Origin of the sequence: Pseudomonas sp. SLFW (assembly GCF_009905615.1) — a bacterium.
GTDB lineage: Bacteria > Pseudomonadota > Gammaproteobacteria > Pseudomonadales > Pseudomonadaceae > Aquipseudomonas > Aquipseudomonas bambusae.
Map to the genome: position 1 here is coordinate 1 of NZ_JAAAKW010000007.1, position 23,095 is coordinate 23,095.

Below are 23,095 nucleotides of genomic sequence, written 5' to 3' on the forward strand. Positions count from 1 at the left end.
CTTGGGGTTGGGGAATGGGGGACGCGGCCCTGCCGCTGGCCTGGAGTTGCAGCCAGTCTTCCGTCTGTTTTTGCGCAGCCGAGGACGGGCCAGGTTCTATGGCGAAGACTGTGCCGCTGAGCGTCAGCATGCACAAACCCGTCAACAATAGGCGTTTCATGGTTGTCTCCCTGCGATCGTCGGAGCCTCGATGACGGCGGCGACTTTGTCGGCCTTGAGTGGCGTGCCTGCCGGGGTTTTTTTGAGTGTCTCGGCGCGTGCCTGGGCGTCGTTCACCTGCTCAGGTGTCAACCCGGTGCGCGACACCAGCTCCGCCGCTTGCGTCCAGTCATCCTGATAAATCAGCAACGTGACCATGTTCTGCGCTGCCAACGTATCGGGCTGTTTCAGCTCCATCGCCGTGAGGAACTGAAAGCGTGCCAGGTCGAGCTTGCGCTGATTGAGGTAGACGACACCTAGGTCGTTGCGGATTTTCTCGTCGGTGGGCGAGAGCTTCACTGCCGCCTGCAAATACATCAGCGCCTGATTGTTATCGCCCCGCGCTGCCGCGAGCTGGCCAAGCCCATGCTCGCCCTCCGCCGCGCGACAGGTCCCGATCAGACTCTTGTACAGCGGCTCGGCCTCGTTGCTACCCAAGAGACGCAGCACTCGGGCCTTGCGCAGCCGCACATCCGGCAACGTCGGCGGCAAGCTTTCCAGATGGGCCAGGCTCGCGTGCAAGCGGCCTTCATCGGCCATGTCCTGCGCCATGTTCAACGCCAGCTCCTGATCCGACGTCGGCTTCGCGCAACTGCCAGCGGTGGCCTGCGCCAGCCAAGGCGCCGTGCCGTCAGCGGCGCAACCACTGAGCAACGCCAGGCCTATTACTGCGATGAGCGCTTTCATTCGATCTCCTAATGCGAACCCAATGCCTTGCCAATGGCGACGAAGCCTGGCCCGGCCAATACGATCAATAACGCGGGAAACAGAAACACCATCATCACGATCGACATCTTCGCCGACAGCTTGGAAATGTATTCCTGCAACCGCGTCAAACGGCGGTCATCGATCAACTGCTTGAGCGCCAGCAGCGACTTCATCGCCCCCCCGCCCTGATGAATCAACTGATTGAGAATGACGCAGGTGTCGCTGAACTCATCCACCGCCAGCACGGCGGCCATCTTGTTCAGCTCATCACCCAGTTCCAGACCGGAGTCGATACGCACCAGCATCACCCGAAGCTCCGACGACAGCACCGGCAGCAGGCTTCGCCCCTCGTTGCTCAACACCCGCAGCGCCTGTTCCACCGCCATGCCCGATTCGAACAGGATGCGAAGCAGTGGAATGAATGTGGCGATTTCCGCGACTGCCTGTTTTTGCCGGCGCATGGCCGCCGTGGCCAGAATGCGCTTGGGCGCGAGGTAGCCCAGACCCAACGCGAACATCGGCGCCAGCAGCGGGTATTCGACGTCACTGAAGAACAGCGCCTGCACCAGCATCACGATGCACACCGCCACAATGGGCGTGCCGACCTGGCAGGCCGCGAACAACGAACGCTGGCTCGCCCGCCGCCAGCCGATGCGGTTCAACAGGATTTGAGTTTCGCTGTCGAGACTGACCGAACGCTGGCCGAATCGGCTGTCACCCAGCAAGCGTAATAACGTGCTCACGCGACTGTCGCGGGCGACCACCCCTTGCAATCGCGACATCACCAGGCGTTCATTGCGGCGCTGGCGGGCCACGGTCAGCAGCAGGAAGAATCCGGCGATGAAGAACATCAATGCGCTGAGCAACAAGGCCATCTCACACGCTCCGCAACATGCGCCACAGCGCCAGACAGCCCGCCGTCTGCATGCCAAACGCGACCATCAGCATGGTCTTCCCCGAACCGTCGTTCCACATGTGCAGAAGGTAGTTCGGGTTCACTGCCAGGAAGTACGCCACCATGCCCACCGGCAGCAGCGCCAGCACCACGGCGGTCATGCGGGTTTCGCCGGTCATCGCCCGCAACTGCCGTGCGCCCTGCTCGCGCTCACGGATCAAGCGAATCAGGTTGTCGAGCAATTCGCTGGCATTGCCGCCGTAACGGTGATTGACCCGCAGGCCCATGGCGAACAGCTGGAACTCATCGCGCTCGTACAGCTCAGCGAAGTCTTGCACGGCGTCTGGTAATGAAACGCCCATCTGCACGTTGCGCTTGATGCGCGACATGGCGTCGTTCAAGGGATAACTCGCCGAGTCGATGCTGTGCAGAATGGCATCACCCAACGTGCGGCCGGATTTCAGGCTGCGCACGGCGTGATCGAGCAACTGCGGCAATTGCTCGATCATGCGCCGCACCCGACGCCGATAGCGAAAGCTGACGTAAAAACGCAACACGATGACCGGCAGCAAAATGCCCAGCATCAGACCAAACCCGTCGTGCAGCAGATAGCCCAGCAACATCGCCATCGCCCAGACGGTGAGGGCCAGCGGCAAGCGCTCGGTGGGCCGCCCCAACCCTGCCCGCAGAAAGGCACGTTCTATTCGCGCCAGACCCGGTTTTGCGGCATCAGGCTCAGGCTGCCCCAATGACAGGCGCGCCATGACACGGTCGTGAGCGCCCTGGTTCAGCCCGCGATAAAACAGGTAGAACGACAGCAGCATCAGCAACATGAAGACGAGCCCGAGGATAATCGCGCCTTTCACCTGAACCTCCCTGACCCTGCCTAATAGTCCATCTGCCGCAGTTTGTCCCCGGCGGGGTTCATGGCCTCGCGCAAGAAACCGAAACCAGTCCGCCGATCAAGGCGGAACAACGTATTGGTGACGTACACGTCGTCACGCACGCCCACCACTTCCACCACCTCGCTGACGCAGCGTCGCCCATCGGGCATGCGCGTTAGCTGGATGATCACGTCCAGCGCCGCGCAGATCATCTGCCGCAAGGTTTTCTCGGCGATTTGCCGGCCCGTCAACCCCACCAGCGTCTCCAGCCGCAGCAAGGCATCCTGCGCGTTGTTGGCGTGCACGGTGCTCATGGAGCCGTCGTGCCCGGTGTTCATCGCGGTCAGCACGTCGAGCACTTCAACGCCTCGAATCTCGCCGAGGATGATCCGGTCGGGGCGCATCCGCAGAGCGTTGCGAATCAGGTCGCTGGCGCGCACCTCACCGTGGCCCTCGGCATTGGGGGGGCGGGTTTCCAGGCGCACGACGTGGGGGTGGCCAAGCTGCAATTCGGCGACGTCTTCGATGGTCACCAGCCGCTGCTGCGTCTGGATCATCTGGCTCATGACGTTGAGCATGGTGGTCTTGCCAGTGCCCGTACCGCCGCTGATGAGGATGTTGCAGCGCTTGCTCACGGCGGTTTCAAGAAAGTCGTAGATCGACTGGTCGATGGTCTGCATCGCCACCAGGTCGGCGCTCTTGAGCATGTCCTTGCGGAATTTCCGGATCGACACGCACGGCCCGTCCAGCGCAATGGGCGGGATGATCGCGTTGACCCGGCTGCCATCGGGCAAACGCGCATCGACCATCGGCGAGGATTCGTCCAGACGACGCCCCAGCGGCGCGAGAATCCGCTGAATCACACGCTCGACGTGGTGGGAATCGATGAAGCGCAGGTCCGAATGGTGCAACACGCCTTCGCGCTCGATGAACACTTTGTTCGGGCCGTTGACCAGAATTTCCGTCACTGACTTGTCCCGCAGCAGCACCTCCAGCGGACCGAAACCGGTGAGTTCATCCACCAACTCCTCCGCAAGCCGCTCCATCTCGTAACGGGAAATCGCCAGCCGCAGCCGCGCCACGTATTCGGCCACTTTGTCGGTGACGAACTGAGCCAGCGCCGGGCGCGTGCCTTCCAGCAGGTTGCGTCCGCTTTCTTCGATGGCATCGATGATGTAGCGGTGCAGGACCAGCTTCAGACCCTGACCGTCGCCGCCCGCATCCTGAGGACGCGACGACACGCCGAACAGCTTTTCGCCTTTCATTTACGCGCTCCCAGTAAACGTCCGAGCCAGCCGTCACGGGGCTTGTCCGGCGTCTGGTTCTGACTGGCCATCCGCTCGCCCAGGTTTTTCAAGCCGGTGCTCAAGGACTCTCGGGGCGACAGCTCGAACAGCGACAGGCCCTGATTTTTCGCGTTCAGGCGCAACTCGGGGCTGAGCGGCAAAACGGCCATGGCTGGCAGCCCGAAGGTCTTCTCCAGTGCCTCGGCGTTGGGCGTGACCTGGCGCAGGTACTTGTCCACCAGCAACCCGCCCTGCTGCAACTTCAGGCCTTTTTCGCGCCACAGATTGAGGATCGCCAGGTTGCGACGGCATTCGATGACGTTCTGATCGACGTACCACAGCAACTGATCGCAATGAGTGACGAAGGTCCGCAGCGACTCGCTGTCCGGCTGGCCCACCAGATTCACCACGACATGCTGAAAGTGCTGACGCAACGCACTGAGCAACATGTACAGCTCGGCGGCGCTGGTGTGTTCCAGCGACATGTCGTCCTCGCCATACGCGAGAATGCGCAGTTGAGTCGGGTGGACCGTGAAGGCGCTGTCGATCAGGGTGGAGTCAAGACGACGCAAATGGCGCACGGCATCGCCAAAATTGAACGAGGATTCGAGGCTCAACATGGCCAGGCTGTCGCCGCGAGGCATGCCCAAATCCAACAGCAAGGTGCGCTGTTCCTTCTGTTGCGCGACGAGGGCCAGATGCGCCGACACCAGCGCGCCATCGCCATCGCATTGGGCGCCGTAGATCACGGTCAGGCCACCCATGTTGGGGTTCGGCGCCACGGGCGGCAGGCGTTTGCTCAGGCGCCGCACCAGACCGGCCACCTCACTGGAGCGCGAACCGTAGGCCACGAAATCCCGCGCCCCGGCCCGCATGGCATTGAGCACGAGCTGGTTGTCCATGCCGTCGCCCAGCGCGACGATGGCCAGCATCGGCTTCGCCTCCAGTGCGCCTTCGATCAACGCGCTCTGGTTCATCAAATGCTCGCGGTCGAGGCCGACGAACACCACGCTGGCGAAGGTCACATCCACCAGCGCCAGCAGTTCATCCAGGCTGCCGGTGCCCGCGCTGACCACCTGGCCTAACGGGGCCAGCGCACCCTGCAGCCATTCGAGGTCGGTGCTGTTGCGGGTGATGGCCAGAAAGGTCTGGCTGAGGCTCGGTCCCTGGCTCATTGCGATAACCCACTGCGGCGATCAAAGCTGCCGTTTTCGAGGAAGTACATCTTGAGGAAACTCGGGTCGTAATTGCGCAGCCCTTCACCCGGCAGTGACGGCAACGGCGCATTCACGGCCATCGGCTGAACCAGGTGCGGGGTGACGATCATCAGCAGCTCACGTTCATCGCGGTTGATCTGCGAACTGCGAAACAACGCGCCGAGGATCGGGATGTCGCCGAGCCCCGGAAATTTATCCACCGAGGCGATGTTGCTGGTGTTGATCAGGCCACTGATCACGAAGCTCTCACCATCGGCCAACGAGACGCTGGTGTCGGTGCGGCGGACGTTCAGCGCCGGTACGGTGGTGCCCGCGATGGTCACCCCCGCCGTGAAATCCAGCTCGCTGACTTCGGGCGCGACTTTCAGCGATATGCGGTTGCGGCCCACCACGGTCGGGGTCAGCGTCAAGCGCACGCCGTACTCTTTATATTCGATGGAAATGCCGTTGCCTTCGCCGTTGGGCACCGGCACCGGGAATTCGCCACCGGCCAGGAAACTCGCGCTCTGCCCGCTCAATGCCACCAGGCTTGGCCGGGCGAGGGTGTAGGCGAAACCGCTCGTTTCCATGGCATTGAGCATGCCCAGCACTTTGCTGCTGCCGCCGCCCCAGACGATGTTGAAGTTGTTGTTGCTGAGCGGGATCGCCGGTCGCGTGCCGCCCACGGTGCCCGGCGTCACCGTCACGCCCGGTACGGTGCCGGGGGAGCCGAAGAGGAAATTGTTCGAGCCTCTGCCAAAGATCGAGGTGCTGGCTTCTTTCAACTTGGTACGGCTGACCTCGACGAAACGAATGTCGGTTTGCACCTGACTGGGGAGCAGCGGGTCTTCGGAAGGTGGCAGCAGGGTGTCAGTCATCGCCGTCTTCGCGGTGCCACGCACGAACACCATGCTCTGCCGGGGCGAAGTGGAACACGCCGTCCAGATCATCAGGCTGGTAGTGCCCGGTCCCACACCGGTCAGCAGGAAGCCGCCGTTGTCGTCGCCGTTCACATGAACATCCGCAATCTTCGGATCGCCCACTGCCAGACGCGTAATGGCGACAGGCGAGCGGATAGCTTGCTGCACGCCCTGGCCGATCTCGGTGGCCGCTGGCATGGCCGCGAGTCCCGAACACCCGGTCGGCGCGGCCACCGCGATGCCCTGATACAGACCGAGAGACATAAAGGCCAACACGATACGGTTCAACACCGGTTTGGAACGGCTGCTCATCAAGTGCAATCCTTGCTCGAATCAGGGGGTTTGCTGCGTGATCTGATTGCCACGAATGACTTCCACCGGTCGCGGTCCGCGCGGGGCACCCCCGCTGGCGCGAACCGCAACGTTGGACTGCAGACTCAGTTGGTTGAAGTGGGTGACGTTGCGATTCGTGGTGTCCAGCTGCAGGGCTATGTCGCTGTCGCCCGCCCAGTAACGCTCAAGATTTTTCTCGTCGGCGCTGCGCACAGCCAGGCGCAGAGGGCCGGCTTGCGAGGCCAGCATCAAACGGTTGAGCAGCTTTTCCGGCACCGCGACGACCACGCTCCGGGCATTGACCCTGCCTTTTTGCTGTTGGGCGCGCTCGTCGCGGCTGATGCCTTGATCGTCCTGGCCCTGATTCACCGGCCCCATCAACGCCCCCACACTGAGCACGCGTAACGCTGGAACGACGGTTTGCGCGCTGCGGTCGTTATTGGCCTGGTCCGGAGGCAGGTACAGCAAGACATCCACGTAATCACCGGGGCTCAACTGCCCTCCGGCACCGATGATTTCGTCAATGGACAGCGCCAGTGCTCGCTCGCCGGAGCGGATCATTCGAGCCAATGGGCCACCGGCTTCGAAGCTGCTGTCGGTCAGCCAGGTGCCTGCCGCGAGGGGGCGCCACGACAGGCGGCCGATGGCCTCATCCGGTTTGCTGAAGCTTCCGGCAGGCGCGACCTTGAGGCGTTCGACAATCAGGTCGTCAGCCTTGATGGGCTCAAACGCGGGGAGATCGCGCGCCAGCACCAGCACGGATTGGCGGGTCGGGTCTTCGGAGGGTTTTTCTTCGACAACGGGGGCGGCGACCGGGGTAACGGTCTGTGCGACAGGCGCTTGAGGTGCAGGCGCGGGTTGGCGGCTCAATACCAATCCCCAATACCCGGCAAACAGCGCACCCAGCAGAAAAAGTACAGCGAGCCCTAGTGTGACGCGACTGCTCATGACGGCCCTCCTGTGCCTTACCGCTCTGCGGATCACTTCGAAAACGGTTCGAGACAACCGATCAGTCAGTTGGCTGTGAACATTCTTCCTTTTCGCCTTATGAAGGTAGACGAGGTCATTCAAAACGCCATCATTCGTCGGAAATTTCCCATGCACTCATTCATTCGGAGGGGCCAGGCCACGGCCTGTGGGCCGCCTGGCATTATTACTTTCGGATTAATGCTTTCTTGCGATTGTGGAGTGTGGAAATGGGGTCAATGCTGTGGGTACGAAGGATTGGCAAACGCTTTTTGCGTGCAGTAACGCGCTTTGGTGCGCTGAGGAGAAGTGAGATGTACCTTGCAAAAACCGTTAGATGGATCAAAAAATTTCTCAAACGAGAAGATGGTGCCTCGGCTGTTGAATACGTCATCATCATCGCGATGGTTGCGCTGGTTATCGTGGGTATTTCTCCAAGCGTCAAAACCGCGCTGACCAATACTTTCAGCAGCATTACGACGGCGCTGACACCGACTTCTGGATCATCAGGGAGTTCGGGCAGTTCAGGCAGCTAATCTCAAAAGGCGCCTACTCTAAGGAAATCTCCATCACTAAGGATTGTCTTTATGGCCGCCGCTCCTACACGCCAACAATTACTACTCGTTGACGACGAAGAGGACGCCAACGAAGAGCTGGCCGAGTTGCTCGAAGGCGAGGGGTTTTGCTGCTTCACGGCGCCCTCTGTCAAGGTGGCGCTGAAGCTGCTGACCGAGCACCCGGACATCGCCTTGGTGATCACTGATCTGCGGATGCCGGAGGAAAGCGGCATCTCGCTGATCAAACGCCTGCGCGAGCATACGTCACGCCAGCACCTGCCGGTCATCGTCACTTCAGGGCATGCTGACATGGAAGACGTCAGCGACCTGCTGCGCCTGCACGTGCTGGACCTGTTCCGCAAACCCATCTACCACGTCCGGCTGCTGGAAACCCTCGACAACCTGTTTCCGAAACCGAAGGTGTATCAGGTCGGGCCTTGAGCCTTCCTTTCGACCGGGATTCCCAATGACCATGAAGGTGCTGTGCCCGTCGGCCTATCCGTCGCCGGGCACACCGCTTCGCTGCCGTCGTAACCTCCGGCGTCTCCCACAGGTTCTGCGGCAAACCCGAACCGAACGCCTCGCCTTCTAGCTCCCTCGGTGCCGATCACAAATGTTCAGAACGGCATAAGACTCGTGGGAGACGCCGGAGGTTACGACGGCAGCGAAGGCGGTATATCAGGCCACATCCAAGCCCGACACACCGCCCTCCTCTCTCAAAGCTGATAACTGAAGCTCAACGTGAACCTGGGATTGCGGTTGAAACTGTCCAGCCCGACGTCTGACATCGGCTTGGCCGCTTCCAGCGCGATGTTGTAATAACGGCCATCGCCAAACCTGAGTCCGCCCGCCGCTGAGGACAGTTTCGAATCCTTGACCGGCAGTTCGTTGAACCACGTCCGCGCCGCGTCGAACACTACGTACGGTTGCAGCACTTTCACCCAGTTGCCGTCACGGGTGAAGCTGTAGTTGACCTCATACGCCACGCCCCAGCCCTTGTCGCCGGACGCTTGATCGGTCGGGTAGCCTCGGCCGAAATTCTGCCCGCCAAACTGCGCCCGCTCACTGTCTGGCAAGGTGTCGTCGCTCCAGTACAACGCAGCGGAAAACACCCCCTGCCAATGCTCGAAAAACTTGTCGCTTTGCACCCCCGACAACCGCGCCCGAAAGAAGTCCAGGTCGTATGTGCTGTCGTCGGTCTTCGCGCCCATGCCATCGATGCCCTGGTACACCCCGGCGCTGAGAATTCGTAGCTGGCGATCCGTCGATTTGCGCCAATCGCCTTCCACCGCCACAGCGCGGATATCGGTGCGACTTTGCACGCTCAAAGGAAAGCCAATCACGTCGTAACGCGTCTTGTCATTCACCGCGTACAGCCGCGCCCCTGCGCTCAGCCATTCGTTCTGAGCCGCAATCAGCGGATGGGTGAAGCCAATGGAAAACCGGTCGTTGTCGCGCCGTTGCTTCAACTCCAACCCATTGTCCAACGCCACGTTGGTGCCCGGCTCGCTGCGGTAGTGAGACGCCGAGAGATTCAGCTGCGTGCCCTCGGTATTGAGGTACTGGCTGTAATCCAGACGGTAGTAATGCTCTTTGTCGTCTCCTGGCGGGAACAGGCCGCTGAAGGTCAGTTGCTCGGCCATGGCGGTCTGCGCGTTGCTGCTCAAACCGAGCAACGCTTGCAGGCCATCGCGGTTATCGTCCGTGGTGCTCAGGGTGCTGGTGAAAGGTTTGCGCGAGGCTTGGGCGATCAACGTGGTCGCGCCGTCCGTGGTGCCCGGTGGCGGCACTTGAGCCTGCAAGGTCACGCCCGGCACCCGGCTCATCAGCGAGGTGTAGCGCTCGAACGTCTTGCGGGTCAGCGGACGCTCCTGCTTGATCTTGTCGACGAGCTTTTGCAGGTACGCCGACACGTTGCCAATGTCACCTTCAAGCCGATAATCCCGCACGTAACCTTCCACCAGCACCACGCGCACCAGCCCCTGATCGAAGTTTTGCGGCGGCAGGAACGCGTAGGACAACAGATAGCCGTCATCCTGATAACGCCGGGTGATGCCGCGCGTGGCCTCGATCAATTCGGCGAGTGTGGCGTCGCGGCCGATCAAGGGTTCATAGGCAGCGCCGAGCTGTTCCAGCGGGTACACCGTGCCGCCTTCGATACGAATTTTGCGCACGCCGACTTTGGTGCTCATCATCAAGGGCGTGGCGTCGGACGGCGGTGCAGGCACCTGCAGGGCGGGCGTCGCAGGACGGTAGGCATCAGCGGGAAGGTTGGGCACCGGGAGCGTGCGCTCGCGGTCGTTGCTGTTGAGGAAGCTGGGAAGCGGTTCAGCGTTCGCGAAGAAAGGAGAGACAGAAACACCCAGCACGAAGACAGGGATACAAGCACGCATAAGGACACTCCATTGGCCAACAGCAGCGGTGCACGGGCAAAAAAAAGACAGGGGATCTTCCGACTCCCCTGTCTGAAACAAGCGTAGGCGTTGTGGGAGAAGTCGCTAGCGAAGCAAGCTGGAGAAAGAACACGGCATCGCGGACAACTAACTCGCGAACGTTCTCACACTGCCCAGCACTTCTTACTTACGCGTAGCCAACCCACCGCCGAGGACGCTTGTAACCCCGTTGAGCAGCCCGCCGACGCCACCGTTCGACGCGCTGCCATTTGCATTCACCAGGCCACCCACCTGAGCGACCGTAGTGCCCAGTGTCGAGACCGTGCCGCCAACCGCCGTGGTGACCGGGTTGGCGTTGGTCGCGGCAATCTGGCTACCCAGACTGCTGACTGCACCGCCCGCTTGCGTGAGCAGGCCGTTGACCGGTGCGCCGATGCCCGTGGCCCCGACGATGTTCTGCGTGACGCTGGCGACGTTGGTCACGACGGGCGTAATCGCGGAGGCGACGTTATTGGTCAACGCAGCGACCGGTGCGCCGAGCGCCGTATTGGCGGCCCCATTGCCACCGAGGATCGGACCAAGGGACGCGACCGTCGTGCCGGCGCCGGTGCCATTCAGACCTGCGGCGCCCAGCAGACCGCCGCCAGAACCTGCGGTCAGCCCCGAACCTGCGGCAGCGACCACACCACCGACGTTCTCAAGCAAGCCGCCGTTCAAGCCCGGAACGCTGGGCAGCCCCGGCAGGCCAGGCAACGTGGTGCCGCCACCCGTGCCGGCATTGGCTTGCAGGTAACCGGCTGCCGTGCCCGCCACATCACCCAGGCCGCCGAGCGAGCCGCCCAGCCCTGCAGTGAGCGGATTGTTCTGCGCGCCGTTTTGCAGGCTGCTGCCGACGTTATTGAGCGTGCCTTTGACGTTCTGCAGCAAGCCGTTCACTGGCTGACCCAGCCCTGTCGCGCTGCCGACTTTGTTGGTGGTCGATTCGAGCATCGCCACCACCGGCACCAGTTTGTCGCCGATGGCTTGCGTGGCCGAGCCGAGCGGGCCACTGGTGGTGGCGGCGCTGAGGGTGTCACCGAGCATGGTGACCTTCTGGCCTACGCCGTCGACCAGATCGCCTGCGCCGCCGACCACGGTGCCCACCAACGGCACCTGTTCGATGGCCGAGGATCGGGCGAATTTCGACACGCCAGTGCCGAGGGAAGAGACGCCAGTGCCGAGGTCGCCGGTCGCCGTGCCGACGCTGGAAAGCGTCATGCCGAGGGAATTACTGTCGGTGCCAAGTGTGCCGAGGCCATCGACCAAACCGCCGCTGACGCTGTTCGCCGCGAAACCAAGGGATGAAACCAGGCCACCCGCGCCGGAGGTCAGATCGGTGTTGCCCGCAATCGGCACCGACGACACGGCATCACCTACGCCCACGACCGCATCGCCCACCTGACCGAGGACGTTGCCGAGATCGACGCTGGTCTGTGCGGTCGTGCTGCGTGTCCGGATCACCGGAGTGCCGCCACCGTTTCCGCCGGTTCCACCATCAGTGCCGCCTGTACCGCCTGTACCACCTGTTCCGCCCGTGCCTCCGGTGCCGCCGTCAACCACGCCACCACCGGTTCCGCCTGTTCCGCCTGTGCCACCCGTTCCGGTATCGCCTGTGCCTCCTGTCCCACCCGTATTACCGGTGCCGCCCGAACCGCTGCCATCGGTGGTTCCGCCGCTGGCTGACCCTCCCGATGTACCCGCTGTGGATGAGGAACCATCGACATGACTTTTCGAACCGCCACCGCCACTGCTGCACCCACCCAAGCTGACCGCCAGAACAAGTGCCAATGCCGATGATGCGAAAAACATCTGGGTTTTCATGGGGAGAATCCTTCCAAAACACGATTGTTTTATTGGCCTCCCGGCTTGAGCCGAAAAGCACTTGTCCATGACGCCATGACAGGCTTTGGAAGGGGATTGGGCAACTCACAACTTGGTATTAACGCCTTATATACCTGCGAGAAAGGGTGACTGAAGGTGTGAAAATCGTGTTTTGAATCAGGATGTTAGTAGCGACGCAAATAACCGCCGCAGCCTGCGCAGACGAAAGTTATATAGTCGTAATTGACAGGTCCGAGGCGCTCAAAAAATCTCGCGTCCTGCCGAGGCGGAGGATCAGAAATGCATGTGCTGTCTGGCACACCGCGTTCCCTGCCGTCGTAACCTCCGCGTCTCCCACAGGGCCTTCAGCGTGCTGATTTTTGAGGTCAGCCCATTAGATATGGCGGCGAGACTGGGAGTTGGGTTCAACACCGGACCTGTGGGAGCGAATTCATTCGCGATGCGATCGCACATTCGCTGCGGCATTAGCGGATGCACGCTCTAATCCACCACACTGAACTCCACCCGCGCCGTCTGCCCGCTTTCGTCCAGCACGCTCAGTTGATAGCGCCCCAAGCGGTTGAAGGTGTGGGTGTAGCTGTCCTGATTGGCTGTATCCCCCACCGGCGCGCCGTCGATGAACCACCAGCGGCGACCGTTGCCGCCCAATGCCGACAGCTTCAATCGCAACTGCTGCTGGCTGCCGGTGGGCGCCCGCAGTTGATCGCCTTCGCGCACGCCCACGATTGAAATCGGCGCGGCCAGGCTCAAGCCCTGAGGTGGGCAAGAGGGATCGATGGCAGGCAAGCGCGCCTCACGCCGCTCACCCTTCGGCAACCACGGTTCCAATGGCGCAGGCCAGAGCGCGATATCACGGGCTTCAGCCTGTGGACAACTGGCGCCGACGCGCAGCCCCTTGTCGTTGATCCAGACTTTCTCCAGCAGCCCCAGCCCCAACGGCTGATCGGTGGCTTGCAAGGTCGGGGGCGTGGTGCCGTCCAGCGTCCAGGCAAAGCGCTGACGTCGGCAGTTGGGGTCGCTCTTGTTCATGATCTGCCCGAGCGGCCAGCAGATCGCGGCCACGCCCACGCTGAGCGGCACCGGTTGCACGGGCGGCAGGATGTTGCGCTGGGCATCGCGGTTCACCAACAGGTCGTGTACCTGCAACATCAGCGGCGCCGCCGAGGCCAGACCGAACTGCCCCGGTACGGGCGTCCCGTCGGGCCTGCCGATCCACACGCCTATCAGGAATCGTGGCCCCACCCCAATCGACCAGGCATCGCGAAAGCCATAACTGGTGCCGGTTTTCCACGCCAGTTGCGGGCGCTGCACCAGATCAGCGTGAGGGTCGAGATCGGGGCGCGACTGGCCGCTCAGAATCCGCCGGATGATCCACGCCGCGCCGGGGGACATCATCGGCCGATCACGCAGGCGATCTTCCGGTTGCAAGCGAATGTCGGCGCTGCGCCCTCCCCGCGCGAACGCGCTGTAGCCGCCCACCAGATCTTCCAACCGACTGCCCGCGCCGCCGAGGATCAGCGCCAGGTTCGGTTCAGCCAACGGAGGCAAGGTCAACGGCACCCCGCCATTGCGCAGTTCGGCAGCAAAGCGTTTCGGGCCGTAAGCCTCCAGCAGTTGCACGGCGGGCAGATTGAGCGACATCGACAATGCAGAACTCGCCGCCACCGCGCCGTTGAAACCGGACGAGAAATTCCCCGGACGGTAATCGCCGTAACGACGTGGCACGTCCTGCATCAGCGATTCGGAATGGATCAGCCCCGCGTCCATCGCCTTGCCGTACAAAAAGGGTTTCAGCGTCGAACCCGGAGAGCGCAGCGCATTGACCATGTCCACGTGGCCGAAGCGTTTGTCATCGCCGATGTCCACTGAGCCGACGTAGGCCCGCGTCGCCATGTTCTCCGCCTCGACCACCAGAATCGCCGCCGACGTGCGCTCGGGCAAACGCGCGCGCCAGCCCAGCAGCAGGTCTTCGAGGCGACGCTGCAAACCGGCGTCCAGTGTCGTGCGAATCAACGGCGGGCTGTTCGGTCGGTTCAAGCGCCGCGCCAAGAGTGGCGCGAGGGTCGGTTCCTGACGCGGGGCGAGCAGCAGCGGTTCTTCCAGCGCTTCGTTGACCGACTGCTGCGGCCATTCGCCGAACTCGGCCAAGCGCCTGAGAACCTTGTCGCGAGCGGCCTGAGCGCGTTGCGGATGACGATCCGGACGCAAGCGGCTCGGCGCCTGCGGTAGTACCGCCAGCAATGCGGCGTCGGCGCGGGTCAGTTGTTGCGGCGACTTGCCGAGGTACGCCCAGCTCGCCGCCGCCACACCTTGCAACGTGCCACCGAACGGCGCGCGATTGAGATATAAACCGAGGATTTCCTGCTTGGACAGATGCCACTCCAGTTGCATCGTTCGCCACAACTGGCGCAACTTGCCGGGCAAGGTTCGGGCGTGAGGATCGAGCAACCGGGCGACCTGCATCGACAGCGTGCTGCCCCCCGAGACCACGTGCCCGCCGCTGAGGTTTTGCCACGTGGCACGGACCAGCGCCATCGGGTTCACGCCGGGATGCTGATAGAACCAGCGGTCTTCGTAGGTCAGCAGCGCTTCAAGGTAATAGGGCGACACCTGATCCACCGTGACCGGGTAGCGCCACACGCCGTTGGCATCGGCGAAGCGCCACAGCGGCGTGCCGTCTTCGGCCAGCACCACGCGGGCCAGATCGTCCTTGGGCAGGGGCAACGGCCAGATTCGGTCCGCGAGCCAGAGCAGCAAGCACAGGCCCAAAGCGCCGACCATGAATCCGCGCAACAGGCGCAGGGCAAGTTTTCCTCGCCTCATGCCAAAGAGCCTTTATGCTCTAGGGAACTCGCCCCGCCCATCCGTAGCCAAAGCGAACACGCCCTTTTCCGTTTCACCCCTTTCATCAGGAAGCAGACATGCAGGTAGAAAGCGTTTTCGAATGGCTGGGCCAGGTCATTGGGGCGGTGATCCGCTTCGTCGTCGACGGGTTAAGCTGGTTGTTCAACATGTTCACTCATGCCGGTGGCAATTTCGTCGACGGATTGTCGCGCACGCTGGGGATGGACACTTCACTGATCAGCATCATCGCCCTGATCATCGGCCTGATGTTCCTGTACTCCGCGATCCGCGCCTTCATGCGCGCCTCGATCATCCTCGGGATCATCTGGCTGTTTCTGGGGTTGTGGTTGTTGAGCTGGATTATTCATTGATCGGCGTGTGGTCGGACGCATTCACAGACTTCATCTGACACACCGCAACACCCCCTGTGGGATCGAATTCATTCGCGAAAGGACGGTACATCCGATGCGGATTTTTCGGCTGTACCACCGCTTCGCGAATGAATTCGCTCCTACAGTCAAACCGCATACATCCGGTCAACCGCGACCGGATAACGCGCGGCCCCCCTTTACTTCTTCCCCTTCACCACCAACTGAGCAGGCGCGTCGCCCAATGCCTGCCAGTTCGGCCGGTACATCGACTCCACCTGCGGCGGCGGCACGCGGTAGGTGCCCGGTGTCACTGCCCGCGCCAGGTACAGCAGGTGCACAGTGTTAAAGCCCTGCAAATCCACTGCCGCCACATAACGGTCACCCCGGAATTCCTGATGTTTCAACCCGGCGTTTTCCATCGACTCGCGCCACTGCTTCACCGACTCGCTGGCGTCTTCCAGACTCGCCGCACTTTGCGCCAGGTTCTGGTTTTCGATCTCAAGACCGGCTGGCAGCAGGTCCACCACCAACGCATCCGGCACGCGCTCCTTGGATTTCAGTTCCAGGTGTACCAACACCAGCTCGCCGCTTTTCAAAGCGTTGAGGTTCAGGGCGTCGCCATCCATGCCGAGGTATTCGCGACGAATCGCCAGGTTCTCGCCCCCCGCCACGGGTGGCTGCGACGGATACCCGGAAATCGTCAGCTGTTGATACAAGGTCTCGCCATTCGTGCTTTGAACGGTCAGTGGCGACGCCAACACCGAGCTGTCGAGCTTCACGCCCGGCTGGTCGTTGCTCAGCTCGCGGTTGTTGCTGCCGCTGTTCAACGTCGCGGCCCACTTCGCCTCAGGTTTGCCGAGCAAATCACGTCCGGCAAGGAACAGTGAGTTGCGCTCTTGCGTCGAAAGATAACGGCTGGCCGCGACCTGATCCGACAGCGCAAACAGCCGCTCCTCGACCTTGTCCGACGCCAGCTTGTTCTCTTCCAGCAACGACAGAATCAGCGCCTGATCGCGCAACGGGCTGCCGTAATCCGCCAGCCAGTCGTTGGCTTTGCGACCTGCAGCAAGTCCTGCCAGCAACGCCTGATCGGCACGCGGCTTGTCGCCCATTTTTTCCAGCGCGATGGACAGCTGCACCAGCGGCAGGCCCGAACGCGCATCGGTGCGGCGATCAAACAGACTGCGCAACGCCCCCAACGGCGCCTGCTGGCTGCGCGACAACACCAGCCCCGCATAGGCCTGCACGGCAAAACGGGTGTGCTCGGCGTTTTCGCTGTAGTTCACCTCGATCTGATTACGCTCCTGCAGGTAACGCAGCAGACGCTCGTTGGCCTTTTTCAGCGCATCCGGCGGTACGGCAAAGCCCTGATCGCGGGCGCGCAGCAGGAAGTCGGTGACGTACGCCGTCAGCCAATACTCTTCCTCGCCGTCCGCACCCCACAGGCCGAAGCTGCCGTTGTAGCGCTGCATGCCCAGCAGACGCTCGATGCCAATCTCGATCTTGCGTTTGCGCTCCCCGTCCGACTCACCTTCCAGACCCAGACGCTTGAGGGTCGCAGCGTCGGCGTAGAGCGACGGGTACAGCCCGCTGGTGGTCTGTTCCAGGCAACCATACGGGTAGGCTTTGAGCGCGCGAATCTGCTCGCCAAGGTTCAATGGCGGACGGCTCGACACCGCCAGCAACGCTTCCCGGCCCGCCGGTTCGAAGGCGTCGAGCGCGCCGTCTGGCAGGCTCCAGGCCTGATCCTTGAGCACCGCGCGGTATTGACGCAGCATCGCCGGGTAGGCGGGGCGCACGCCGATGGTCCACTCGCGACTGAACGCGGGCAGGTTCTCGCCCGGCAAGTCCAGACCGTTGACGGTGACGCGGATCACGCCTTTGCCAAAACCGCCTTGGGCCTTCACCGGAATCTGCAACGTGGTGCGCTGCCCCTGATTCAGGCTGACGGCTTTCGCACCCTCCCCTTCGCCCAAACTCAGTTGCCCGTCGGCCGTGACCTGCACGTTGAGCTTCTGCGGCTTGCCGGAGAGGTTCGACAGGTCCAGCGCCACTTTGGTCTGGTCGCCACCGGCCAGGAAACGCGGCGCGGACAACTCGGCAATCAGCGGCGCGGCCACGACGGTTTTCGCTTCAGCCATGCCGTAGCGCTCGTCGGTCCAGGCCTGGGCCATGATGCGCAGCTCGCCGTTGAAGTCCGGAATGTCGACGCTGACTTCGGCGTCGCCCTGTTCGTTCAACGTCACCGGCGCGCTTTGCAGGGCGACGATGGTCACGCTGGTTTCAGGGCGTTTGCCGCCCTTGGCCAACGCCGCGTCACCACCGAAGGCGAGGCTGGCCAGACGATTACGTCCGGCTTCGATCAACTGCCCATAGATGTCGAGCTGATCGGCACCGTACTCCTTGCGACCGAACAGGCTGGCGAACGGGTCTGGCGTGGCGTATTCGGTGATATTGAGGATGCCCACGTCCACCGCCGCGACCAGCACGTGCACGTCTTTCGGAATCGAACCGTCGGCGTTCTTGGCGTTGACCTTCAGCTTGAGCGGCTGCTTGGGACGCATCTTCTCCGGCGCCGTGACGGTCAATGCCAGCTTGCGCTGCGAGCGGTCCAGCGGCAGGTGCAGCACACCGACTGCGCGTTTCGGCGTGACGTTGGCCTTGCGCTCACCGGGACGGATCACCAGCGCGCTGACGTACAGATCGTGACGCGCCCACTTCTTGTCCACCGGCACGTCGAAGGTCTTGCCCTCGGCAGGCACGTCGATCTCTTGCCACCACAGCGGCCCTTCGCTGGATTCCACCAGCAGATAACCCTTGCCCGCTGACGGCGGCGTCACCGTGACCTTGGCCGTGTCGCCATCGGCGTAGGCCTTTTTGTCCAGCGCCAGCTTGACCTGATCGGGACGCACCGCGCCGCCTTCGGCGTTGTCCTGCCAGCGGTAACCCGCCCAGAAACGCACGCTGCTGACGATGCCGGTGGCCGGGTCTTCGACCTCGACGCGATACGGACCCCACTCCACCGGGAAGCTGACTTTGGCGGTGGAATCCTTCTTCACGCTCACGGTTTCTTCGGACAGGTTCAGGTACTTCTCGTTGTAGTGATAGCTCCAGCCGTCGCTGTCCGAGTAGTTCCAGTAGTAGTCGCGACGCTCACGAATCAGCCGCACCTTGAGGTTGTCGGCGGCCAGCTTGTGGCCTTCGGCGTCGGCCATCAGCACTTCGAATTCGACCGGGCCATCGCCATCGGTGGCTTCACCGTCGAACAGGCCACGCAGGCCCGGCATCGTATCCGCAGGCCAGACCGGCTGGGTCAGACGGCGGGTAATCGGACGTCCACCCGACTCCTGCAGGCTGGCTTGCAGCACCAATTGCAGCGGCGAACGGGCCTTGGCCCATTGGCTGTCGATGCTCAGGTCGAGCTGGCCGTTGGCGTCGAGGGTGCTGTCTTCGATTTCCAGGTCCTGTTTCAGGTCTTCTTCGGTGACCGAACCGAATTGATACCCCGGCAGCCCCGGCACCGCTTCACGCAGAGGACGCACGTACAGCTGACCGGTCAGGCGGTTGCCCGACGCAGGTGCACCGTAGAGGTAACGACCATTGATGGAAATGTCGAACGCCGCATCAGGCGCCAGTGGCGTGTCGCTGCCTTTGAGTTCGAGGGCCATGCGCTCGGGCAGGAAATCCTCGACCTGAAATTCATACAGCTGCGGCTTGCCATCACCCAGGTCGAACACCAATTGCCAGCGCCCGGTCGGGGCCTCGTCCGACAGCTGCAGTTGATATTGATACAGCCCGGTGGCGTCGGCGTCCCACACGAATTTGCGACTGACCTGCTCATCCGGACGGCGCACTTCCACGGTGATCGGCTGAGCTTTCACTCGCTTGCCGTCGTTGTCCCGCAGCAGGCCATTCAGCAGCACGACTTCGCCGGGGCGATACAGATCGCGCGGGCCGAAGATGAAGAACTGCAACGGATGCGCCTGGGGGCCGGTGATGTCGAACTCGGCCAGGTCCAGTGCGGCGCTGTTGAGGCGCAGCATGCTGGTCTGTTCGGCCTGCTTGGCCAGCAGCACCTCGGCCTTGGCGGGCAACGGCAGTTCGGCGTGACCGGCGTTGTCGGTCTTGCCTTGGCCGACCACGCGGCCCTTGTCGTCATACAGTTCCAGATCGACGCCGCTCAGGGCCTTGCCACCTTCAAGCGCTTGGGTGAAGACGTCCAGACGATTGCTGTAGCGGTGCACCGAAAGACCGATGTCGCTGAGGGTGAACAGCGTTGCCGGCTGCGAATAGTTGTAAGTGCCCGAGGCGCGCATGACGGCCAGGTACACGCCCGGCTGTTGCAGCTGCTTGAGGCCCGCAATCGGCAGCAGCACGGTTTCCCGGGTGTTGCGCGCAGGGTTCAGGTCGAAACGGCCGCCGTAGACCAGATCGGCCATGGGCAGCAGCTCTTTGGATTCATAGCTTTGCAGGCTGGACGCGCCTTCCCACGAACTGAGGAACGCGGGCAGCGAGTCGGGCTTGATGCGAAAGAATTCGACATCGACTTTGTCGACGTTCAGCGCGATCACCGGCAGGCCTTCGGCCAGACGCGTCGGCAACAGGCTGCCTCGGCTGGCGAAGCCCACTGTGGCTTGCAGGTCGGAGGTTTCCAGACGGGCCGAATATTCCGCCGCCAGCGTGTTGCTGTTCACTGCCACGAGGCCAGAGTCGATGGTCAAGACCAGCTTGCGCTTGGGCTCAAGGTGGCGCAGGCGCAGCTCCATGAGGTTGTCCGACAGCTCCCACGCGCCATCGACCTTGCCGTTCACGCTGTCCACCACGTGCACTTTTTCGGCGAATTTCTGGTCGGGATTCAGTGGGACGGAAAAGCTCAGCGACAGCGTGCTGGCGCCGTCGAGCTGGATTTCCGACACGTCCACCACCGTCAGCTCACGCCCGGCGTAACGCTTGCTCAGCGCAGGCAGGTCGACCGCAGGTTTGGGCTTGGCCGTGTCCACCGCCGCCGCTTGAGGCGCGGCAGGTTGCGCGGGGGCAGGAGCGGGTTTGTCGGAGGTGGAGGAATCGCAGGCACTGAGCAGTACCAGCGCGCAGGCCAGGAACAATCCTTTGTTAAGCATGAGGCACTCATTGGCAGCAGTTGGTGTGGGGAGCAGCAGTTATAGCACCGCAATCGTGAACGTACAGCGCGGCGCCGAGATAGACCGTGGGTTTGTGCGTTTGTTCGCATCGGCGCGGCGCTGGTCACAATCTCCTTACGCACGCAAAACCTGTAGGAGTGAGCTTGCTCGCGAGAGCGGCGTGCCAGACAACTCTGCAGCGACAGACCGAACGCAATCGCGAGCAAGCTCACTCCTACAAGTGCCCGGTACCCGCTACAATGCCGCCCTTCCCCGGGAGCCTTATGTCCAATTTCTTTGCAGACTGGCGTCAGCGCGTCACCCATCGACAGGTGTGGGCGCTGGCTGCGCCGATGATTCTGTCGAACCTCTCTGTTCCGCTGGTTTCGCTGGTGGACAGCACGGTGATTGGCCATTTGCCCCATGCCCATCAGCTCGGCGCGGTGGCGGTCGGTGGCACGCTGTACAGTTTTCTGGCGTGGGCGATGAGCTTTCTGCGCATGGGCACCACGGGATTCGCTGCGCAGGCGGCGGGGCGCAATGACGGCTCGGCGTTGCGTCAGGTGCTGCTTCAGGGCCTCTTGCTGGCGCTCGGGTTTTCGGTGTTGCTGGGGCTGATCGGCCTGCCGTTCCAGCATCTCGCGTTGCAGATCATGCAGCCCTCCCCCGACCTCAACGACCTGACGCAAGACTTCTTCCACAACCGACTGCTGGGGCTGCCTGCCGCGTTGGCGAGCTACGCGCTGGTGGGCTGGTTTCTCGGTCTGCAAAACGCCCGGGCGCCGCTGGCGATTCTGCTGACGACCAATCTCGCGAACGTCGCGCTCAACCTGTGGTTCGTGCTCGGACTCGACTGGGGCGTCGTTGGCTGCGCCCGCGCGTCGGTCATCGCGGAATGGGTCGGCGCGCTGCTGGGGTTGGCGCTGACTCGCAAAGGGCTTCGTGATTATCCCGGCCAATTGATCGTGTCGGCGCTCAGGCGCTGGCACAACTGGCGGCCGCTGCTCGGGGTCAACCGCGACATCTTCATTCGCAGCCTGGTGCTGCAATCGGTGTTTTTCTTTATCACGGTGCAAGGCGCACGGTTGGGGGATGCAACGGTGGCCGCCAACGCGCTGTTGCTCAACGGCTTGCTGCTGACCGCCAACGCACTGGACGGTCTGGCTCATGCCGTGGAAGCGTTGTGCGGCCATGCGATTGGTGCTCGGGACCGCGAAGCCCTGCGTCGCTCGTTGAATGTGGCGACAGGCTGGTCTTTGATCTGCAGCGTGGCGTTTGCGGTGTTTTTTCTGTTGGCCGGGCATCTGTTCGTCGAGATGCAGACCGATATCGTGGAAGTCCGCGAGATTGCCTTCGTTTATTTGCCTTACCTCGCCGTGCTGCCGCTGGTAGCGGTCTGGAGCTACTTGCTCGATGGCCTGTTCATCGGCGCGACCCGCGCAACGGAAATGCGCAACGCGATGGTCGTCACCGCGCTGATCTCCGCGCCCTTTGCATGGCTGGCCCACGGTTTTGGCAACCATGGGCTGTGGGTGGCGTTTCTGCTGTTCATGGCGTTGCGGGCAGTGACGTTGGGCGTCATTGCGCGGCGGTTGAACCAGACGGGTGGGTGGTTTCTGTAGGTCCAAGTAGGCAGCCTGCGGGCGCAGGCCCTAGCCCTGATGACCTAGTGAGTTCGATCTTGCCCATGAACAAACCGAACCACCTCATCCAGCACCGGCGCCAGCCCGCGCATTGGCCGTGAAAACGCGGCCACCAACGTCGCATGCCCCGGCTTGGAGAAGTACAGCTCACGCACCGGCACCCCCAGTTCCCGCATCCGTTTGGCCATGCCGCCGGTGTTGCGCTCGGGATTGACGAGGGTGTCGTCCTTCGCCGCCATCAACAGCGCGGGGGGCGACTCGGCGCTGACGTGGTTAATGGGCTGCGAGTCGGGTGGCGAATTCGGAAAATAAAACACCGGCTTCACCTCAGGGTTCTCAATCGGCAGGAAATCATAGGGCCCCGCCAAGCCGATCCAACCGCTGAGCATCGACGGTTTCATACCCACCGTCGCCAACCATTTCGGGTCCAATGCCAGCATCGCCGCGTTGTACCCTCCCGCGCTGTGCCCCATCACGTAAAGCCGATCTGGATCGCCGCCATATTCGCGAATGTGTTGGCGAGTCCAGCCCACCGCTCGCGCGCTGTCATCGAGAAAGCCTTGGTAATGCACCTGTGGATAAAGCCGGTAATCCGCCAGCACTGCCACGATGCCCCTCGAAGCCAGCGCCTCTCCGACAAAGCTGTAATCGGTGCGCGAACCGCTGTTCCAGCTGCCGCCATAAAAAAACACCACCACCGGCGCATCGGCGGGTGCATCGACCGGCGTGTAGATATCCAGCCGATTGCGCGGGTCGCTGCCGTAGCCAAGGTCCGCCATCCTGGTGAACGTGCCCCCTGGCGTGAATGCGTTGAGGACCTTCAGTGGCGAACAGCCCATCAACAGGCCTAACAATCCGCCCGCGAGCAACAGTCGACATGCAATTCTGATCATTGAGGCT

The 23,095-nt window shown here is 62.5% G+C and carries 17 protein-coding genes; 4 read left to right on the plus strand and 13 right to left on the minus strand.

Annotation, left to right across the window (positions count from 1 at the left end; all coding sequences use genetic code 11):
* From GVN17_RS14185 to cpaB, 8 genes are all read right to left on the minus strand, one after another.
* On the minus strand, positions 1-160 hold a 160-nt coding region (locus tag GVN17_RS14185; RefSeq protein ID WP_166595905.1), incomplete at its 3' end, for a DUF3613 domain-containing protein.
* Complete coding sequence (locus tag GVN17_RS14190) at positions 157-885, minus strand: tetratricopeptide repeat protein (protein WP_166595906.1); 729 nt, start codon at positions 883-885, stop codon at positions 157-159. The genes GVN17_RS14185 and GVN17_RS14190, both read right to left, overlap by 4 nt.
* An 8-nt stretch (positions 886-893) precedes the next feature.
* Positions 894-1,781, minus strand: a complete 888-nt coding sequence (locus GVN17_RS14195) for a type II secretion system F family protein (RefSeq protein ID WP_166595907.1) — start codon at positions 1,779-1,781, stop codon at positions 894-896.
* A gap of 1 nt (position 1,782) precedes the next feature.
* The gene (locus GVN17_RS14200) at positions 1,783-2,667 is read right to left on the minus strand and encodes a type II secretion system F family protein (RefSeq protein ID WP_166595908.1); all 885 of its coding nucleotides are present in this window, start codon (positions 2,665-2,667) and stop codon (positions 1,783-1,785) included.
* 20 nt (positions 2,668-2,687) lie between these two features.
* On the minus strand, positions 2,688-3,950 hold the full coding sequence (locus tag GVN17_RS14205; RefSeq protein WP_166595909.1) for a CpaF family protein: 1,263 nt from the start codon (positions 3,948-3,950) through the stop codon (positions 2,688-2,690).
* On the minus strand, positions 3,947-5,146 hold the full coding sequence (locus GVN17_RS14210) for a pilus assembly protein (protein ID WP_166595910.1): 1,200 nt from the start codon (positions 5,144-5,146) through the stop codon (positions 3,947-3,949). The genes GVN17_RS14205 and GVN17_RS14210 overlap by 4 nt, the downstream gene beginning before the upstream one ends.
* On the minus strand, positions 5,143-6,351 hold the full coding sequence (locus GVN17_RS14215) for a type II and III secretion system protein family protein (RefSeq protein ID WP_256665235.1): 1,209 nt from the start codon (positions 6,349-6,351) through the stop codon (positions 5,143-5,145). The genes GVN17_RS14210 and GVN17_RS14215 overlap by 4 nt, the downstream gene beginning before the upstream one ends.
* Positions 6,352-6,420: 69 nt before the next feature.
* A complete protein-coding gene (gene cpaB, locus GVN17_RS14220) occupies positions 6,421-7,368 on the minus strand; it encodes a Flp pilus assembly protein CpaB (RefSeq protein WP_166595912.1) in 948 nt (315 codons plus the stop codon).
* Positions 7,369-7,700: 332 nt separating this feature from the next.
* Here cpaB and GVN17_RS14225 point away from each other — a divergent pair, with 332 nt between their 5' ends.
* Positions 7,701-7,922 (plus strand): Flp family type IVb pilin, encoded by a 222-nt coding sequence (locus GVN17_RS14225; protein ID WP_166595913.1) that lies wholly within the window; start codon positions 7,701-7,703, stop codon positions 7,920-7,922.
* Positions 7,923-7,973: 51 nt separating this feature from the next.
* A complete protein-coding gene (locus tag GVN17_RS14230) occupies positions 7,974-8,384 on the plus strand; it encodes a response regulator (RefSeq protein ID WP_166595914.1) in 411 nt (136 codons plus the stop codon).
* Between the two features lie 275 nt (positions 8,385-8,659).
* Here the strand turns inward: GVN17_RS14230 and GVN17_RS14235 are convergent, their stop codons facing one another.
* The 3 genes from GVN17_RS14235 to pbpC form a co-directional block, all read right to left on the minus strand.
* Positions 8,660-10,336 carry a ShlB/FhaC/HecB family hemolysin secretion/activation protein gene (locus tag GVN17_RS14235; protein ID WP_166595915.1) on the minus strand — a complete coding sequence of 559 codons (1,677 nt, stop codon included), beginning with the start codon at positions 10,334-10,336 and terminating at the stop codon, positions 8,660-8,662.
* Between the two features lie 183 nt (positions 10,337-10,519).
* Positions 10,520-12,196, minus strand: a complete 1,677-nt coding sequence (locus GVN17_RS14240; RefSeq protein ID WP_166595916.1) for a collagen-like triple helix repeat-containing protein — start codon at positions 12,194-12,196, stop codon at positions 10,520-10,522.
* Positions 12,197-12,697: 501 nt separating this feature from the next.
* Positions 12,698-14,998, minus strand: coding sequence for a peptidoglycan glycosyltransferase PbpC (gene pbpC / locus GVN17_RS14245; protein ID WP_166596138.1), 2,301 nt, complete (start codon positions 14,996-14,998; stop codon positions 12,698-12,700).
* Between the two features lie 140 nt (positions 14,999-15,138).
* On the opposite strand from pbpC, the gene GVN17_RS14250 reads away from it, so the two are divergent.
* Entirely contained in the window at positions 15,139-15,432 is a 294-nt protein-coding gene (locus tag GVN17_RS14250) for a hypothetical protein (RefSeq protein ID WP_166595917.1), read from the plus strand.
* Between the two features lie 197 nt (positions 15,433-15,629).
* On the opposite strand, the gene GVN17_RS14255 is transcribed toward GVN17_RS14250, so the two are convergent.
* Positions 15,630-20,552 (minus strand): alpha-2-macroglobulin, encoded by a 4,923-nt coding sequence (locus tag GVN17_RS14255; protein ID WP_166595918.1) that lies wholly within the window; start codon positions 20,550-20,552, stop codon positions 15,630-15,632.
* 284 nt (positions 20,553-20,836) lie between these two features.
* On the opposite strand from GVN17_RS14255, the gene GVN17_RS14260 reads away from it, so the two are divergent.
* The gene (locus tag GVN17_RS14260) at positions 20,837-22,174 is read left to right on the plus strand and encodes an MATE family efflux transporter (RefSeq protein ID WP_166595919.1); all 1,338 of its coding nucleotides are present in this window, start codon (positions 20,837-20,839) and stop codon (positions 22,172-22,174) included.
* Between the two features lie 44 nt (positions 22,175-22,218).
* Here GVN17_RS14260 and GVN17_RS14265 read toward each other — a convergent pair whose 3' ends face one another.
* On the minus strand, positions 22,219-23,088 hold the full coding sequence (locus GVN17_RS14265; RefSeq protein ID WP_166595920.1) for an alpha/beta hydrolase: 870 nt from the start codon (positions 23,086-23,088) through the stop codon (positions 22,219-22,221).
* Positions 23,089-23,095 lie beyond the last annotated feature (7 nt).